General features: G+C 62.2%; 11 protein-coding genes. 7 read left to right on the forward strand and 4 right to left on the reverse strand.

The genetic code is table 11. From position 1 onward, the window contains the following. Positions 1-129: 129 nt before the first annotated feature. Positions 130-1,317, reverse strand: coding sequence for a DUF6318 family protein (locus tag HMPREF2919_RS03945; RefSeq protein WP_070666327.1), 1,188 nt, complete (start codon positions 1,315-1,317; stop codon positions 130-132). A 268-nt stretch (positions 1,318-1,585) separates the two neighbouring features. Beyond that, positions 1,586-2,407: a DUF6318 family protein gene (locus HMPREF2919_RS03950; protein WP_239663294.1), complete on the reverse strand. Its 822-nt coding sequence runs from the start codon at positions 2,405-2,407 to the stop codon at positions 1,586-1,588. Positions 2,408-3,053: 646 nt separating this feature from the next. On the opposite strand from HMPREF2919_RS03950, the gene HMPREF2919_RS03955 reads away from it, so the two are divergent. Both HMPREF2919_RS03955 and HMPREF2919_RS03960 read left to right on the forward strand, forming a co-directional pair. Next, a complete protein-coding gene (locus HMPREF2919_RS03955) occupies positions 3,054-5,000 on the forward strand; it encodes a dynamin family protein (protein ID WP_049349028.1) in 1,947 nt (648 codons plus the stop codon). Positions 5,001-5,047: 47 nt separating this feature from the next. Beyond that, positions 5,048-6,940, forward strand: coding sequence for a GTPase (locus tag HMPREF2919_RS03960; protein WP_070666330.1), 1,893 nt, complete (start codon positions 5,048-5,050; stop codon positions 6,938-6,940). Between the two features lie 112 nt (positions 6,941-7,052). On the opposite strand, the gene HMPREF2919_RS03965 is transcribed toward HMPREF2919_RS03960, so the two are convergent. Continuing rightward, positions 7,053-7,949 (reverse strand): IclR family transcriptional regulator, encoded by an 897-nt coding sequence (locus tag HMPREF2919_RS03965; RefSeq protein ID WP_371326255.1) that lies wholly within the window; start codon positions 7,947-7,949, stop codon positions 7,053-7,055. A 410-nt stretch (positions 7,950-8,359) separates the two neighbouring features. Here HMPREF2919_RS03965 and leuC point away from each other — a divergent pair, with 410 nt between their 5' ends. Next, the gene (gene leuC / locus HMPREF2919_RS03970) at positions 8,360-9,802 is read left to right on the forward strand and encodes a 3-isopropylmalate dehydratase large subunit (RefSeq protein WP_070666333.1); all 1,443 of its coding nucleotides are present in this window, start codon (positions 8,360-8,362) and stop codon (positions 9,800-9,802) included. A 26-nt stretch (positions 9,803-9,828) separates the two neighbouring features. Further along, a complete protein-coding gene (leuD, locus tag HMPREF2919_RS03975; protein ID WP_005505627.1) occupies positions 9,829-10,422 on the forward strand; it encodes a 3-isopropylmalate dehydratase small subunit in 594 nt (197 codons plus the stop codon). 203 nt (positions 10,423-10,625) lie between these two features. On the opposite strand, the gene HMPREF2919_RS03980 is transcribed toward leuD, so the two are convergent. Further along, positions 10,626-12,077 carry a transcriptional initiation protein Tat gene (locus tag HMPREF2919_RS03980; RefSeq protein WP_070666336.1) on the reverse strand — a complete coding sequence of 484 codons (1,452 nt, stop codon included), beginning with the start codon at positions 12,075-12,077 and terminating at the stop codon, positions 10,626-10,628. A 692-nt stretch (positions 12,078-12,769) separates the two neighbouring features. Between HMPREF2919_RS03980 and murA the strand changes: the two genes are divergently transcribed. From murA to HMPREF2919_RS03995, 3 genes are all read left to right on the forward strand, one after another. Next, a complete protein-coding gene (gene murA / locus HMPREF2919_RS03985) occupies positions 12,770-14,203 on the forward strand; it encodes a UDP-N-acetylglucosamine 1-carboxyvinyltransferase (protein WP_070666339.1) in 1,434 nt (477 codons plus the stop codon). Further along, positions 14,203-15,060 carry a lysophospholipid acyltransferase family protein gene (locus HMPREF2919_RS03990; protein WP_070599808.1) on the forward strand — a complete coding sequence of 286 codons (858 nt, stop codon included), beginning with the start codon at positions 14,203-14,205 and terminating at the stop codon, positions 15,058-15,060. The genes murA and HMPREF2919_RS03990 overlap by 1 nt, the downstream gene beginning before the upstream one ends. 102 nt (positions 15,061-15,162) lie before the next feature. Further along, positions 15,163-16,281: an NAD(P)H-dependent glycerol-3-phosphate dehydrogenase gene (locus tag HMPREF2919_RS03995; RefSeq protein WP_070666342.1), complete on the forward strand. Its 1,119-nt coding sequence runs from the start codon at positions 15,163-15,165 to the stop codon at positions 16,279-16,281. Positions 16,282-16,385 lie beyond the last annotated feature (104 nt).

Below are 16,385 nucleotides of genomic sequence, written 5' to 3' on the forward strand. Positions count from 1 at the left end.
TGCCGCCCATCAGCGAACTTACCGCCGCCAGTGAACTCAGTGGAACCAGCGGGAGTATCGCACCGGATGGGGTGAAAGAGGGGACGCGTTCATCGTCTATAGGGGGAGGGGCTACTCGGTCTCTAGGGGCTACTGGGCGCCCTCACCGGGAACACCGGCAGGTGCCTCAGCGCCGCCAGCAGCACCGCCCGCATCGGGGGCACCGGGCGCTACGGTCGGCTGAGCCGTCGCAGCTGCAGGCTGAGTTGCCACAGGCTGCGCGGTAGCCGCAGGCGCCTGGGTAGCGGCAGGCTGAGGAGCCTGAGCCGCGCCACCCTGACCAGCAGAACCCTGACCGGCGCCACCATTCTGGGAGCCAGTGTACTGACGGGAACCGCCCTGACCTGCACCATTCTGGGCGGCAGGAGCCTGCGCACCACCGTTCTGTGCGGCACCATTCTGAGCAGTGCCCTGAGCCGCGCCGTTACCCGAAGTATTCGCGCCGGTATGTGCGCCAGCATTAGCTGCCACAGTGCTGTCATCAGTCACCGTCGGGGTATAGGTCGAGGAAGGATGCGCACGCGGAGTCTGCGTCGGCTTCGGGGTCAATGCGGGATCGTACTGCTGAGGCGCAATCACCAACCAGCGCTTCGCCTCCTCATCGTACTCAGCGTAGAGAGCCTTAATCTCCTGTGCCTCAGTGTCTTCCAGAGGCTTGGTCGTATTGGTCGCCTTCTCAACCTGCATACCGTGCGCCTGAGTTACGGTGCACGCCCACGCATACTTAGTGCCGCGGGTCGTCGGCTGCTTATCGGTCAGGCGGAACGTCCACTCGCCGCCCACCAGCCAGTTCGTGCCGGGCGCATAGAAGGCGCGCAGCTTCTCCAGCGCCGCACGGTCGGTAGAGTTCTGAGCCTGAACCACCTGCAGAGCAGGACCGGGGTCACCGGTCATGCGGGCATAGTTCACCGCCGCCGCAAAATACGCGAAAGTGGCGCGCAGACCGCGGGCGTTCTTGTCGTACATACTCTCATCCTCAATCGGGATGGGCACGGCACTCGCCTTAGAATCAACGCTTGCCGGGCCGGCAGTCGGCTCAATCGTGTACACCTGACCGGTTTCCGGGTCGGTGCTACTCATCGGGGCTGCACCGTTACCCGCAATGTACTTAGTCCACTTCAGCTCGCCCGACAGATTGTCGTAGGCACCCGCAATCGAAGCGGAAGCAGTGGGGGAGGCAGTCGCCTCCGCAGTCTTTTTGGAACCGCAAGCGGCAAGCATCGCACCCAGGGCGGCGGTGCCCGTAAGCGCAATAAAGTGGCGGCGGCTGTGAATCATAGTGATCCCCTTGAATGTGCTGTGATGCGGAAGTATCGGTGATAAGTGAAGAGCTCACGCTCCAATTCTCAGCCTAACATCACGCCCCTACAGGAGGGCGCGAAGCAGTCACCCGCAGGGCGAGTAGACGCGTATTGAGGCAAAAATGGGCGGACCTCATCTAGCCCTAGCCTATAGATTTCACGCGTGGCACACAAATAAAAGCCCTCATCCGTGCCTCATATCACCCAATATGACGGGTTCTTTGAGGCACGGATGTAAAGAAGCTTTAGGCTGAGCCTCGAATATAACGAGCCGCCTTAGAAGGGGTGCCCTCATTCGGGGTCGGGTGCGCACTCGGAATATTCGCGGACGGTTCAGCGGTAGCCGCAGGGGTGGCGGTAGCACTCGGGGAAGACTTCGGATCCTCCAGCATCTGCCAGCCCTCTTCACCAAAGTAGACGTAAGCATCCGCCTTCTGATTGCTGCCGTAGATACCGGTGAGCTGCTCACGCTGACGGGTCTCATGGTTGAACAAGAACGCGTTCTCGTCCACCTTCAGGGTCGCCTTCCAGCAGTAGACGTCCTGCTCGGTAGCGGGCACCGGCTGCGGGGAGCTCAGGTTAATGCACATGGGGTGGTTGTTCTTAGAGACCAGCCAGCCAATGTTGTAGCGGTAGATATCGCGGTACATCTGCGCCATGTTGCTAAAGTGCTCCTGGCCGGGCAGACCCATGAAAGGGTCGGTATCGCCGGTGAGGAGCATGTAGTTCTGCGCCGCACCCCAGTACTGCAGAAAGGCGTGCAGGCCCTCGACGGTGCGCTCTTTAGCCTCCGGGGGCATGGTGGGGCGGGGGACATTGACGGCTCGATGGCTCAGGGTGCCGTTTGAGAAATTTCCGGAACGCTCAAAGAACTGATCCGGCAGAAGAGCCGGTCCGCGACCGTCCAGGGCGGATGCGGGCAGGGGCTCGGCGTACGTAATGCTGCGCGTGGTGGTCGCAGATTTGGTCTGGGAGCTCTGAGGAGCAGCCTTAGTAGGGGAAGGGTTAGCGAGTGGTTGAGGGCGAGAAACTGCGCTGGGGCTGCAAGCGCTTGCGAGTGCGCTCAATGCTGCTCCGGAAGAAAGAGCAAGAAGATGGCGCCGTGACAGCGAACCGAACATACGCAACCTTTCGCAAGAGTAAAGATGGGCAGACAGTATGCGGGTAGCTCGGATGCAGTGAACCTCAACGGCAGTAAATTGTGAATGTAGTTGCGTGAGGGTTCGGTGAGCATTCCCGGTGGGTATCGCATACCGCGGTGAGTACGGATGCGATACGAAGGGCAGGTCAGAAACCTCCTGGGGATTCGGTGTGGATTATGACCTGCCTGTATGTCGTGCTCAACGATTCTAAGCGTACTTTCAGGTTCAAAATGACCATATCTGCGCTTGAGCGTAAAAAGTTATCAAATCTTAATATTTGCCCGTTTTATGCGGGTTATAAAACGTACCAATGTGTTCCGGGTAACCGCATTGAAATGTACTGATTTCCTGCGGAAAATCAAGGATTTTCTCACCTGCTCTTCTTATGAATAAATCATAAATTGGAGTTGTTGCACCCTGTGTGCAAGTAGTATCTCAACCTCTTCAGGTTGTCCAAACACCTATCAAAAACACCTCAATATGAGCCCCCAAACAACCCGCAACCGCAACGCGCCCACCGCAACGCCTACACATGGCATGAAGCAGGTGCACCCTATGGGACAATAGCGCTGTGACTACCACCGACTATGCGCAGCTCAAAGCAGCTCGCGAACTGCTCACTCGAATCCCCCTCCCGCTCGACGTAGAAGCCGGCGAAACCCCCGGCACCCCCTACACCGTCACCCACGACGGTACCGCCGAGCACGGCACCGCCACCGCGCGCACCCTGCTCGCCGCCATGGCACGCCAACTCGACGACTACATCCTGCCGCGCAGCGCCAGCGTCGATAACCCCCTCACCATCGTGGTCGGAGGCTCCACTGGCGCCGGCAAATCCACCCTCGTCAACACCCTGCTCGGCGAACCGCTCACCCAGTCCGGCGCGATTCGACCCACCACCCGCCACCCCGTACTCCTGCACCGCGCAGAAGACGAAGCGGCGCTATCACCCGAACGCTTCCTGCCCACCCTGCCGCGCACCCGCACCTCCGGCATGAACGCCGGATCGCAGGCACTACCCGGCCTCGACCCGAAGATCGCGCGCGCCCTCATTCCTATTACTACCTCGGCGCTACCGCAGGGCATCGCGCTCATCGACGCACCCGATATCGACTCCGTCTCCGAGGAAAACCGCACCCTCGCCAAGGAACTGCTCTCCGCCGCTGACCTGTGGCTCTTTGTCACCACCGCCAACCGCTACGCCGACGCCGTGCCCTGGGAACTGCTCCACGAAGCAGCCGCACGCTCCATCGCCATCGCCGTGGTGCTCAACCGCGTGCCCGAAGGCGACGAAGAAGCCATCGAAAACGACCTGCGACGCATGCTCGACGAGGCGGGAATCCACGCCGTACTGATTCACACCGTCACCGAACAGCCCCGCGACGCAAGCGGCATGCTCGCCCCCGTCAGCCTCGCCCCGCTGACCCTGTGGATCCGCGAACTTGGCGCCGACGCACCCGCCCGCGCCGCCATCGCCCGGCAGACCCTCGCCGGTGCCGTCGAAACCCTCGCCGGAAACCTGCAGGTGCTCGCCGCCGAACAGGCACGCCAGCAGGCGGCGCACCAGTCGCTTGCCACCATCGTCGCCGAAGAATACGAGGACGCGCTGACCACCATCGACGGCGCCCTCTCCGACGGCTCCCTGCTACGCGGCGAAGTGCTCTCGCGCTGGCACGACTTCGTGGGAACCGGCGACTTCTTCCGCTCCCTCGACAGCACCATCGGTCGCCTGCGCGACCGCGTCGGCTCCGCCCTGCGAGGCCAGCCCGCCGCCGCCCAGAAGGTAGAAGACGCCCTCGAAAGCGGCATCCACGCCGTCGTGCTGGATGCGGCCGCCCGCGCCTCCGAAAATACCCGCACCCGCTGGCGTGCCAGCCGCGCCGGACGCTCCCTGCTGGCGCGCCTTGATGCGCCGCAGGCTGTTTCTGTTGCGCCGCAGACGGCCTCCGCCGCGCCCGAACAGAACGTAGGCGCAAACGGCGAGGCAAAGGGCAACGAAGCGAAGGGGGAAGTGCAGTCCGCCGAGGACATCTTCTCCGCAGCCGTTGCCGAACAGATTCGCCTCTGGCAGGGATCCGTCCTCGAAATGATCCGCGAAGAAGGAGCCGACAAGCGCAAACGCGCCCGCTTCCTCTCCCTGGGCGTGAACGCCACCGCCGTGATGCTCATGGTTGCCGCGTTCAGCCTCACCGGCGGCATCACCGGTATTGAGGCGGGTATCGCCGGCGGTAGCGGAGTGGTCGGCACCAAACTGCTCGAGTCCATCTTCGGTGAAGACGCGGTGCGCCGCATGGCAACCCGCGCCCGCACCGACCTGCTCGAACGCATGTCGGGGCTGCTCACTGAGCACGCTCAGCCCTTCACCGCCGTACTGGAAGAAACCGACCCGCAGGCTGATGCCGAGGACATTCACCGCGCCGCTGAGCAGGTGCAGGCAATCGCCGCAGAAATGAGCACCCAGAGTCAAACCACACAGCGCCAAGCCGCAGCCCACACTAACGGCACGGTTGCTCGCTAAACCACTCCGGACAGGCACCCCGCACCACAGACGAAGAAAAACGCACTATGACTACCCCCGAGAAGAAACTCGAGAACGCCGAGCGCAATACTACTGAGCGCAACACCGAGCGAGGCGCCACCCCCGCCGTGGCAACCTCGCCCTTCGCGCGCTCCGTCGCATCCCTCAAGGACGCCATTAGCTACGGCGAAGGACGAGTCCCCGAAACCGTGCTGCTCGACGCCGCCGCAACCCTCGAACGCCTCAGCCAACGCCGCGAACTCTCCACCGAACACACCGTCATCGGCTTCTTCGGCGCGACCGGCAGCGGCAAATCCACGCTCTTCAACGCCATCGCCGGGCAGAACATTGCCCTCTCCGCGCCCACACGCCCGACCACCTCCACCGTGCAGGCGGCAATCTGGGAAGCAGAAGGCAGCGAAGAGCTACTTGACTGGCTCGGCATTGACAAGCGCGTTTACCCGCAAACTCAGGCGCTCGCCGCAGAAGGAGAAGCAAGCGACGGCAACGGGGCAGGTAAACACAATAAAGCCGGGGGCGCGGCGGCACCCAACGCCGTCACCGAACCGGCACCCGGACTCTTCAACCGCATCCGCCGAGCCGTCGGCGGACGCGGCGAAATGCGCACCCGCACCGGCGGCCTCATCCTGCTGGACATGCCCGACTTCGACTCGGTCACCACCACCAACCGCGACCTCGCCGCCCGCATGATGCGCTACGTAGACGTACTCGTCTGGGTGGTCGACCCCCAAAAGTACGCCGACGCCGTCATCCACCGCGACTTCATGGTGCCGCTTGCCGCATCCGGCGCGCAGGCGCTCTGCGTGCTCAACCAGGCGGACAAACTCGCACCCGCCGAGGTGCCCGCCGTGCTCGCATCCCTCACCCGCCTGCTCCAGGCCGAGGGCACCGAAGCGCACCTGCTCTCCGCACCCATCGCCGTCTCCGCACGAACCGGTGACGGCGTCGACGTGCTCCGTGACCTGCTTGCACAGGTAGCCGCCGCCAAGAGCCTATCCCTACAGCGAACCGACGCGCAGCTGCACGCCACCGCCTCCCAGCTGCGCACCTACGCAGGGGGGGAGGGGACCGTACTCGCCGGAGCCTACGCCCTCGACGCGGAGCAGAAGCTCGTGAAGGCATGCTACGCATCCAGCCAGGCAGAGCAGGTTTTGCAGGCGGCAACCGCCTCCTACCGCCGTACTGCGGGTCAGCACACCGGCTGGATCCTCACCCGCTGGATGAGCCGCTTGAAGGCTGACCCCTTGCGCCGTCTGCACCTGGGGCAGCAAGAGGAAACGAAGAGCACGTCTAAGGCCGAGAAGTCCGCGGGCATGCTCGGTTCCGATATCGAGAACGCACCCGAGCTGGTGGCATCCTCGCTACCCCCGCTGAGCGCCGCGCAGAAGGCAGGCATGGCAAACGCCGTGCGCCAATACAGCAAGCAGATGGCGGCCCGCATCGACGAACCGTGGAAGCGCAGCATTAAGGAAGCCGCCCTCTCCCGCGAGGCGGAGCTACCCGAACTGCTCGAACGCGACATGGTGCGTATCGACTACGGTCTGGGCCGCACCCGCGCCCCCTGGGTCATCTTCAACGCCCTGCAGTGGATCGCGCTACTGAGCGCCCTGGCGGGTGTCGGCTGGCTGACCCTCATCTCCGGCATGGCGTACCTGCAGATTCAACTGCCGCCCGCCCCGACCCCCGAAGGCTCCCCGGTGCCCCTGCCGACCCTGCTTCTGCTGCTGGGTATCCTGCTTGGTATTGCCTCGGCGGGTGTGGGCAGGTTGCTCACCGCCATGGGCTCACGCTACTACGCACGTAAGTTGCGGGGTCGCCTGCAGACCGGCGTAGAGAAGGCGGTGCAGTCCTGCGTGGTCGCACCGGTACAGCAGGAAGCTAAGCGCCTCACCTCCTACCGCAAGGCGCTGGACATTTAGCGAACTAGTATCTGAGAAGCCGCATCAGGCTGAGAGCGCACAAAAGAATCCCTCCCTACCTCAATCGAGGCGGGGAGGGATCCTTTTCGTTAAATCTACACGCTACTGAAGCTTAGTCCTCTTCAGTACTCTCAGCGCAGGGAGCCTGCTGGGATGCCGCGAGCTCGCGCAGACCGTCCGTAATCGCCTGAGCAGCCTTAACGACCAGCTCGGGGTAGTTGCGGTTCGGCTGGCGGGTCATGCGGTCAATCGGGCCTGAGATAGACACTGCCGCAATCACCTTGCCACCGGGCGCACGCACCGGAGCAGAGACCGAGGCGGTACCGCGCTCGCGCTCACCCACGGACTGCGCCCAACCGATGCGGCGCACAGCCGCGAGCATGGCGGCACTGAAGTGGGCGTCGCGCAGGCCTTCAACAATGCGGTTCTGGTCTTCCCAAGCCAGCAGAACCTGGGCGGCGGAACCAGCCTGCATGGACAGCTGGGTGCCGACCGGGATGGATTCGTGCATGCCGGTGGGGCGTGCCGCGGTTGCCGCGCATACACGCCAGTCGCCCTGGCGGCGGTACAGCTGGGTGGACTCGTCAGCTTCGAGGCTGAGCTTCTGCAGAATCGGGTCTGCCACGGTGATGAGCTCATCGGAAATGGTGGCGGACGCGAGTTCGGTCAGGCGGGGTCCGAGCATGAAGCGTCCCTGCACGTCGCGGGCTACGAGGCGGTGGTGAGCCAGCGCCACGGCGAGGCGGTGCGCGGTGGGGCGTGCCAGACCGGTTGCCTTGACGAGGTCGCCCAGAGATACGGGTCCTGCCTCGAGGCAATCAAGAATGAGGGTCGCCTTGTCGAGCACGCCAACGCCGGAGGAGCCGTGGGAGTTTACCTCTACCATCTGCTCGTCGGCGGCCATGTGTTCGGGCGGCTTGACGGGGTCGACAATCGGTGCGTTGTGGTATGTGGATGCGTTGGGGTGACGCATTCCGTGTGCGTTAAAACGTGAGGCGGAAGGAGTCATTCTTATATTCTATCTCAGAATATGAAAGATACCCCGGACTTCATGGACTCTTTGAGATGCAGAGCTGAAGATGGAATCACCCCCTACGGGATAAATTGTGAACTTTTCATAATAAGTGTTTGTGTGGGTTTATGGGTGAAAATATGCGAAAAGACGCAGAAAAATGCGAATAATCTCGCAAAATTACCCTGGAGTCATAGAGTAAACCCACATAAAAACACTCGCTAGTTCGGGGTGTTTCTAGGCCGTCTCACAGGCTAAGAATCCGTGAAAAAATATGCGACACGCCGCAGGGAAATACCGATTTGAGGGTCCCATCGGGTACATAATCCGCCCCTCAACTCCGCAAACTTGCGGCACGCACCACACCGAACGCATCCACCGTAGGAACGCATCAAGCAGGAGAAAGCATGACTAGCGAACAGAACGCAACCACCGCGGGCACCCGTCCGCGCACCCTGGCAGAAAAAGTCTGGGACGCACACGTCGTCGTCCCCGGTGAAAACGGCAAGCCCGACCTGCTCTACATCGACCTGCAGCTACTGCACGAAGTGACCTCCCCCCAGGCATTCGAAGGCCTGCGCATCGAGAACCGCCCCCTGCGCCGCCTCGACCTGACCATCGCCACCGAGGATCACAACACCCCCACCGACAACATCTTCGGCACCATCGCCGACCTGACCAGCCGCACCCAGATCGAGACCCTGCGCCGCAACGCCAAGGAATTCGGCGTGCGCATCCACTCCCTCGGCGACGAGGAACAGGGCATCGTGCACGTGGTCGGCCCGCAGCTGGGTCTGACCATGCCCGGCATGACCATCGTCTGCGGTGATTCCCACACCTCCACCCACGGTGCGTTCGGCGCTCTCGCGTTCGGCATCGGCACCTCCGAGGTGGAACACGTCATGGCGACCCAGACCCTGCCCCTGGCACGCTTCAAGACCATGGCAATCAACGTTGAAGGCACCCTCAAGCCCGGCGTGACCGCAAAGGACATCATCCTCGCTGTCATCGCGCAGATTGGCACCGGCGGCGGTCAGGGCTACGTGCTCGAATACCGCGGCTCCGCAATCCGCTCCCTCTCCATGGAGGGCCGCATGACCATGTGCAACATGTCCATCGAGGCGGGCGCACGCGCCGGCATGGTCGCCCCCGACGAGATCACCTTCGAGTACATCAAGGGTCGCCAGCACGCACCCAAGGGTGAAGAGTGGGACAAGGCAGTCGAGTACTGGAAGAGCCTGCCCACCGACGAAGGCGCCGTCTTCGACAAGGAAATCTTCATTAACGCTGACGAGCTCGAACCCTTCGTCACCTGGGGCACCAACCCCGGTCAGGGTATTCCGCTGAGCCACGCCGTTCCCTCCCCGGACGACTTCGAGGACGAGAACGACAAGGTTGCAGCAGAACGCGCCCTCGAATACATGGGCCTGGAGGCGGGCACCCCCATGAAGGACATCCCCGTGGACGTTGTCTTCCTGGGTTCCTGCACCAACTCCCGCATCGAGGACCTGCGCGCCGCAGCCGACATCGTGCGCGGCCGCACCATCGCCGAGAACGTACGCATGATGGTCGTGCCCGGCTCCCAGAAGGTCCGCGCGCAGGCAGAAGCAGAGGGCCTGGACAAGGTCTTCAAGGACTTCGGTGCCGACTGGCGCTTTGCCGGATGCTCCATGTGCCTGGGCATGAACCCCGACCAGCTGGCACCCGGTGAGCGTTGCGCCTCCACCTCGAACCGTAACTTTGAAGGTCGCCAGGGTAAGGGTGGCCGCACCCACCTGGTCTCCCCGGTGGTTGCTGCCGCAACCGCTGTGCGCGGTACCCTGTCCGCCCCGTCCGACGTCGTGGCCTAGCACGCCGCTATAGCTAAGGAGCCATTATGGAACCCATTATTAAGCACACCGGCATTGGCGTGCCGCTGCGTTCTTCGAATGTTGACACCGACCAGATCATTCCCGCCGTCTACCTCAAGCGAGTGACCAAGACCGGCTTTGATGATGCCCTCTTCGCGAACTGGCGTAAGGATCCCGAGTTCATCCTGAACCAGGAGCCTTACAAGCATGGTAGCGTGCTGGTTGCGGGCCCGGACTTCGGTACCGGTTCTTCCCGTGAGCACGCGGTGTGGGCGCTGCGCGACTACGGTTTCAAGGTCGTTATCTCCGCTCGTTTTGCTGATATTTTCCGCGGCAACTCGGGTAAGCAGGGCCTGGTCACCGCGCAGGTTGCACAGGACGATATCGAGCTGATCTGGAAGGCGCTGGAGCACGAGCCCGGCACCGAAATCACCGTTGACCTGGAGTCCAAGACCGTAACCGTGGGTGCGCTGGTTGTTCCCTTCGAGATTGACGACTACGTGCGCTGGCGCCTCATGGAGGGCCTGGACGACATCGGTCTGACCCTGCAGAACCTCGAGGCTATCGAGGCGTACGAGGCGAAGCGCCCCTCGTGGATGCCCCGCACCCAGGAACTCTAAATAGGGGGAGCTCTAAGCCGAGCGCTCTAAGCCCTAGACATCTCTAGATAAAGCTCGAAGGCGGCGACTGAATCAGTCGCCTCCTTCGAGCTTTTCTGTGCCTTGAGCTTTTCTAGGCTCTCAGGCTTTCCGCTAAAACCTTGGTACACATACAAATGTGCCTCCCCGGAGTATTCTTCCGGGGAGGCACATTTATTGACTATCTAGAGCGCACCCTCGGTAATGGGGGTGTTCAGGGTTGCGTTCTCGGTGCAGCTGTACAGTGCCGCCGAACCGGGGGAGCGCACGCCCGCGGTCGGGTTTGCGTTCTGCGCGGTGGCAAGAGCGAAATCGGAAACCACCTCGTGGTTGATGTAGCTGCCGCCCGCGCCGCCGCCGCTGCTCAGGGCGCTGAGCGAGTAGATGTTGCCTTCGTTCTCAAACTGCACCTGGCGGCCGAAAACGCCCTCGTAGTATAAGCCAACGGTCCAGATGTTCAGTCCTGCGCCACCGCCGCCGTAGCCGGCGCCACCACCGGATGCTACGGAGGTGAGGGAGAGCTTGCCCTGGGTTCGGGAAAGCAGTGCGCCCGAGCCGCCCTTACCGCGGTAAGAGCCGGTTGCGTTCGCACCGCCGGTGCCCTTTTCTCCCTCATGCACGGAGTCGCCCCCGTAGAGGTAGTAGCGCGGGAAATCGTACGACTCAAACCAGGGGGTAGACATGGGCATGAGCTTCAGCTCGTTGTTCTCGTCGAGGATGCCGATCATTGCCTCGCCGAGGGTGCCCGCCACGCCGGAGCGGCCGGCGGTACCGCCGGTGACCATGAAGCGCATGTCGAGGGTCTTGTCGTCCTCGTCGAGGGGCTTGAATTCCTGGTAGGGGCTTGCCATGAGCATGCCGCCCTGGCCGGGGTTGTCGGTGCCCAGGTCGCCGCCTGCGCTACCGCCTGCGGTGCTATTGGCATCGCGGTGTTCCATGGCGATACGCAGTGCCGGGTTCAGCTGATCCTTGGGTTGCGCGTCAAAGATGCGCTGGTGGGTAGTGAGGGTGCCCAGCTGTGCGCCACCGCCGCCAGCGCCGGCAACGGCTACGACGGTGACTGCGCCGTCGCGGACGAGCTCGACCGCGGAGGAGCCGCCGCCGGACGCGCCGTACACGTAGCCGCTATCGGTGTCCACTACCTGCGCTGCGCCGGTTGCGGTGCTGGAGCCGGTGGAGTCGCCGCCGGCTGCGTAGCCTTCGCCACCGAGTGCGGGCTCCGCGCCGGCTGCGGAGCCGACGCCGCCGTTACCCGCCCAGACGCGCAGGATGTCGCCGGACTTGACCGCAAGAACACCGCTGAGCTGTGCACCGGCACCGCCGCCAGCCAGGGCCGCGTTCGTGACGTCGGTCAGGTATCGGGGAGTAAAGGAAGATGCGGCACCGCCAGCACCTCCCACGAGGTCGAATCGTACTCGTCCAACGCCTTCAGGGACGAGCCATTCGGTGTATGCGCCAGCCTTGTCGTCGAAGCCGGTTGCGGTCGGCTTGAGGGTCAGAGCGGGGGAGCAGGTGGGCTCGCCGCTTGCCGCCCATGCAGGGACGGTTGCGCTGGCGAGGATAACGGGGGCACTCCATGCCGTACCCTGTACGAGGCGACGGCGCGAAATGCGTGATGCAGTGTTGTGATGTGTCATATTTGGGGTCCTCCGGTAGTTCGCGGATGCAGCCGCGAAGCGACCTGTGGTTGGTTGCGATGGGCCCTGGTTTTTAGTTGACTTTCGAATATTTACGGTGATGTTGAAGTGAATTTTTGAAGTTGAAGTGAATCAGGAAGCCGAACCGTTTTGGTTGGGTACCATCGCAAAGGTTTATGCAGTGAATGCACGCCACGCACCCTCCTGTGAGGCTCTGTACTGCGCGGGTGCAAGGTCGGTGCCGGCGCCGATGCCGCAGTTGAGAGCTGGTGGGTTTCTCCTTGAGAGCGGAGGCGCCAATCAGTGGGCACGAGTGTGCACGTTATTGTAGGGGTGAGGTTGCTCTCAAGTTCAAATTCGGACGTTAAAAAGACGAAACTAACGTCAAATTTCGGCGAAGAAACAGAAAATGTTTGCATTAGTGTGAATATTTGTGTATCTTTTTGTTTTTTCTGGCTCTGAATCTGAGGGGGTCAGAGCGGTTTTTCACATACACAACAGAGCAAAATCTCAGTCACAAGTTCCAAAGGCTCTTCAGTGTTTGGAGCACCTTTACGCAGGGCTTAGAATAATGATGAATATATGCGCCCGTTTCGCCCTGCTACCGGCAGGGGCGCGGCACGACAGAACGCGGCGCATCGGCACACTGTTAAAGTTCGGCCTAAACCAGCCGACTCCACAAAGGATTTTTAATGACTGAGAACATCAGCAAGCTTCGCATTGAAGGTGGCACTCCGCTCGTTGGTGAGGTTCACGTTCGAGGCGCCAAGAACCTGGTGCCCAAGGCGATGGTCGCAGCACTGCACGGTTCGACCCCCTCGACCCTGCGTAACGTCCCTGACCTGAGCGATGTCGAAATCGTTACCACCCTCGTGGAGCTGCACGGTGCAAAGGTCGACTACGACCGCGAAGCTGGTGTTCTGACCCTCAACCCCGCACAGGATGCAACCACCGCCGCAAAGAACGCAGAGGAGATTCAGCTCTTCGGTGGTAACTCCCGCATCCCGATTCTGATGGTGGGCCCGCTGCTACACACCCTCGGTACCGCACGCATCCCCAACCTGGGCGGCTGCAAGATCGGTGACCGCCCCATCGACTACCACATGTCTGCGCTGCGCAAGTTCGGCGCAGTCGTTGAGAAGGACGACGAAACCGGCACCACCTTGATTGTTCCCGAAGAGGGTCTGAAGGGCGCAGAGATTGTGCTGAACTACCCCTCCGTGGGTGCTACCGAGCAGGTTCTGCTTACCGGTGTGCGCGCTAAGGGTAAGACCATCCTGCGCAATGCAGCGATTGAGCCCGAAATTATTGACCTGATTGCTGTTCTGCAGAAGATGGGCGCCATCATCTTCATTAACGAGGACCGCACCATCGTCATTGAGGGCGTGGACGAGCTGACCGGCTACGATCACACGTCCCTGCCCGACCGTAACGAGTCCGCTTCCTGGGCTTCTGCAGCTCTGGCTACCGGCGGCGACATTTTCGTGCGCGGCGCAGATCAGAAGGATATGACCGCGTTCCTGAACCAGTTCCGCAAGATGGGTGGCCTGTACGAGGTGACCGCCGAAGGTATCCGCTTCACCCACCCGGCTCAGCGCACCCCCGGTGCTCAGCTGAAGCCCATCGTCTTTGAGACCAACGTGCACCCCGGCTTCATGACCGACTGGCAGCAGCCCCTTGTCGTGGCGCTGACCCAGGCTAAGGGCGCATCCATCGTGCACGAGACCGTGTACGAGGAGCGTTTCGGCTTCACCAACGCCCTGAAGCAGATGGGCGCAGATATTGTCGTCATGCGTGATTGCGTGGGCGGCGCACCCTGCCGTTTCGAGGGTAAGGGCTACGGCCACTCCGCTATTATTTCTGGTCCCACCCCGCTGACCGGTGCCGACATTGAGGTTCCGGACCTGCGCGGCGGCTTCTCCCACATCATTGCTGCTCTGGCCGCTAAGGGCACCTCTCACGTGAGTGGTGTTGAGCTGATTGCTCGCGGCTACGAGAACTTTGAGGAGAAGCTCAAGAGCCTGGGTGCCAACTTTGAGGTGCTGGCACGCAAGGCGTCGAAGGCTCCCAAGCCCGATGCGGCAATCGTCGTTGTTGAGCCCGAGGAAGTTGAGGTTCAGGACTAGTGAGCGGACAGCAGGGAAAGCAGGCTCTGCCTGAGATTGAGCCCACCGCCTCCGGCGATGCTCTGTACAAGGTGCTCGGTAACGCTGCGCGCGGGCTGTACATGCTCATCGCACGCGTTGAGATTGCCGGCCGTGAGAACCTGCCCTCCAGCGGCGGGTACATTATCGTGGCAAACCACACCACCGAGCTTGACCCGGTGACCGTGGCTTTCCCTGCTTTCGTTGAGGGCGCCCTGCCGCGCTTCTTGGCGAAGGATTCGCTCTTCCGTGCACCCGTGCTCGGCTACATTATGCGCAAGCTCGCGCATATTCCCGTGGTTCGCGGTTCGGTGGATGCGCGTAAGTCCCTGATTACTGCCCGCAAGATTGTTGAGGCTGGCGGTGCCGTCATAATTTTCCCGGAGGGCACCACCACCCACGATCCGCAACTGTGGCCCATGCAGGCGCGTACCGGTGCGGCTCGTCTGGCTCTTGCGACCGGCGCGCCCGTCTTCCCGGTGGCGCACTGGGGGGATGAGCAGATTCTCGGTTACGTGGATGAGCCTGGCGAGGACGGCCGCATCAAGGAGAAGCGTAAGATTTCGCTGTTCCCGCGCAAGACCGTCCGCGTGAAGGTTGGCAAGGCACTGGATATTGCCTCCCTCGTTGAGGATGCCAGCCCCGATGCTAAGCACACCCGCACCGAACTGGGCGTGGTCACCGACGCCATGCTGGATGCTATTACCGCCGAGCTGGAGCAAATCCGCGGCGAGAAGGCTCCTGAGGGGCGTTGGAATCCGCGCACTAAGCGTCGTGAAGCCCCCGGCACCCCCTCCGGTCCGGTCGGTGGCGCACTCGGCGAACCGGACGAAAAGTAGTATTCCCGCTGGGAATCATATGAGAGCCACCGATAGGTGCCCGACCGGGCGCCTTCGGTGGCTCACCCAAGGACCTCGCAAGGAAGAGAAGCAGGTGTTTTCGTGACCTTCTTTGGACGCACCCCCGCATCAAGCCCTGAATTTACCCCTCCGGCAACCGTACAGTCTATTGCGGTGCTCGGCGCCGGTAGCTGGGGCACCGCTTTCGCTAAGATCGCGGCGGACGCTGCCCGCGAGCGCGGCGATGACACCCGCGTGACCCTCATCGGTCGTGATGAGCAGGCGATGGCTGAGTGCGAGCGAACCCGCGAGAACGCCCGCTATTTTCCGGGAATGAAGCTGCCGGATAACATGCACTTCACGGCGGATGCCCCCGCGGCGCTGACCGGCGCCGATATTGTGGTTCTTGCCTTGCCCGCGCAGGTTCTGCGTTCGCAGTTGCAGAGCTTCGCCCGCTATATTGAGCCGAACGCCATGCTGGTGTCTTTGGCGAAGGGCCTGGAGACCGGTACGGGTCTGCGCATGTCGCAGGTCATTACCGAGGAGCTGGAAGAATCCATGGCTCTGCGCGGTGCTGATCTGCGCGCGATCGGCCATATTCCGCACCGCGTGTGCGTGTTGTCGGGCCCGAACCTGGCGAAGGAAATCATGGGGGAGGAGCCTACCGCCTCCGTGGTTGCGGCTCGTACCCTGCCGGTGGCTGAGGCTGTTGCTCACGCGATTGCGTGCGGTTACTTCCGCCCTTACACCAACACGGATGTGGTTGGTACTGAAATTGGTGGCCTGGTGAAGAACGTGATTGCCCTTTGCGTGGGTATTTGCGAAGGCCGCAATTATGGCGATAACTCGAAGGCGTCCATTATGACGCGCGGTCTGGCGGAGATTACCCGCCTGGCGGTGGCGTTGGGCGGCGAGGCTGCGACGATGAGCGGTCTTGCCGGTATGGGCGACTTGATTGCGACCTGCTCTTCGCCGCTGTCTCGTAACCACACGGCGGGCCGCCTGCTGGCTCAGGGTGTTACCCCTGACCGCCTGCACGAGCACATGAGCCAGACGGCTGAGTCGATTAAGTCGGCACCGGTGGTGGCTGAGCTGGCTCGTCGCCACGGCGTGGAGATGCCCATTGTTGAGGCTGTGGTGGCTGTGCTTTCGGGCCGTATTGGCATTGAGGAGTTGGCGCCTCAGCTGCTGGGGCGTTCCCTTAAACATGAAGGGCATTAAGAGCACGCAATGAACCTGAGCTCGGTAACCACCGCTGTGTTGGGCTCCGCAGGGTATGGGGCGCTGTGTGCTGCAGCTACAGGGTCGGTAGCTCAAAAAACCGA

Source organism: Rothia sp. HMSC068E02, from assembly GCF_001813565.1.
Classification (GTDB): Bacteria; Actinomycetota; Actinomycetes; order Actinomycetales; family Micrococcaceae; genus Rothia.

Bases quoted from the DNA above. Each gene is read 5' to 3' on its own strand.
- HMPREF2919_RS03945 (WP_070666327.1), bottom strand. From the start codon at position 1,317: ATGATTCACAGCCGCCGCCACTTTATTGCGCTTACGGGCACCGCCGCC.
- HMPREF2919_RS03960 (WP_070666330.1), top strand. From the start codon at position 5,048: ATGACTACCCCCGAGAAGAAACTCGAGAACGCCGAGCGCAATACTACT.
- HMPREF2919_RS03965 (WP_371326255.1), bottom strand. From the start codon at position 7,949: ATGACTCCTTCCGCCTCACGTTTTAACGCACACGGAATGCGTCACCCC.
- leuC (WP_070666333.1), top strand. From the start codon at position 8,360: ATGACTAGCGAACAGAACGCAACCACCGCGGGCACCCGTCCGCGCACC.
- leuD (WP_005505627.1), top strand. From the start codon at position 9,829: ATGGAACCCATTATTAAGCACACCGGCATTGGCGTGCCGCTGCGTTCT.
- HMPREF2919_RS03980 (WP_070666336.1), bottom strand. From the start codon at position 12,077: ATGACACATCACAACACTGCATCACGCATTTCGCGCCGTCGCCTCGTA.
- murA (WP_070666339.1), top strand. From the start codon at position 12,770: ATGACTGAGAACATCAGCAAGCTTCGCATTGAAGGTGGCACTCCGCTC.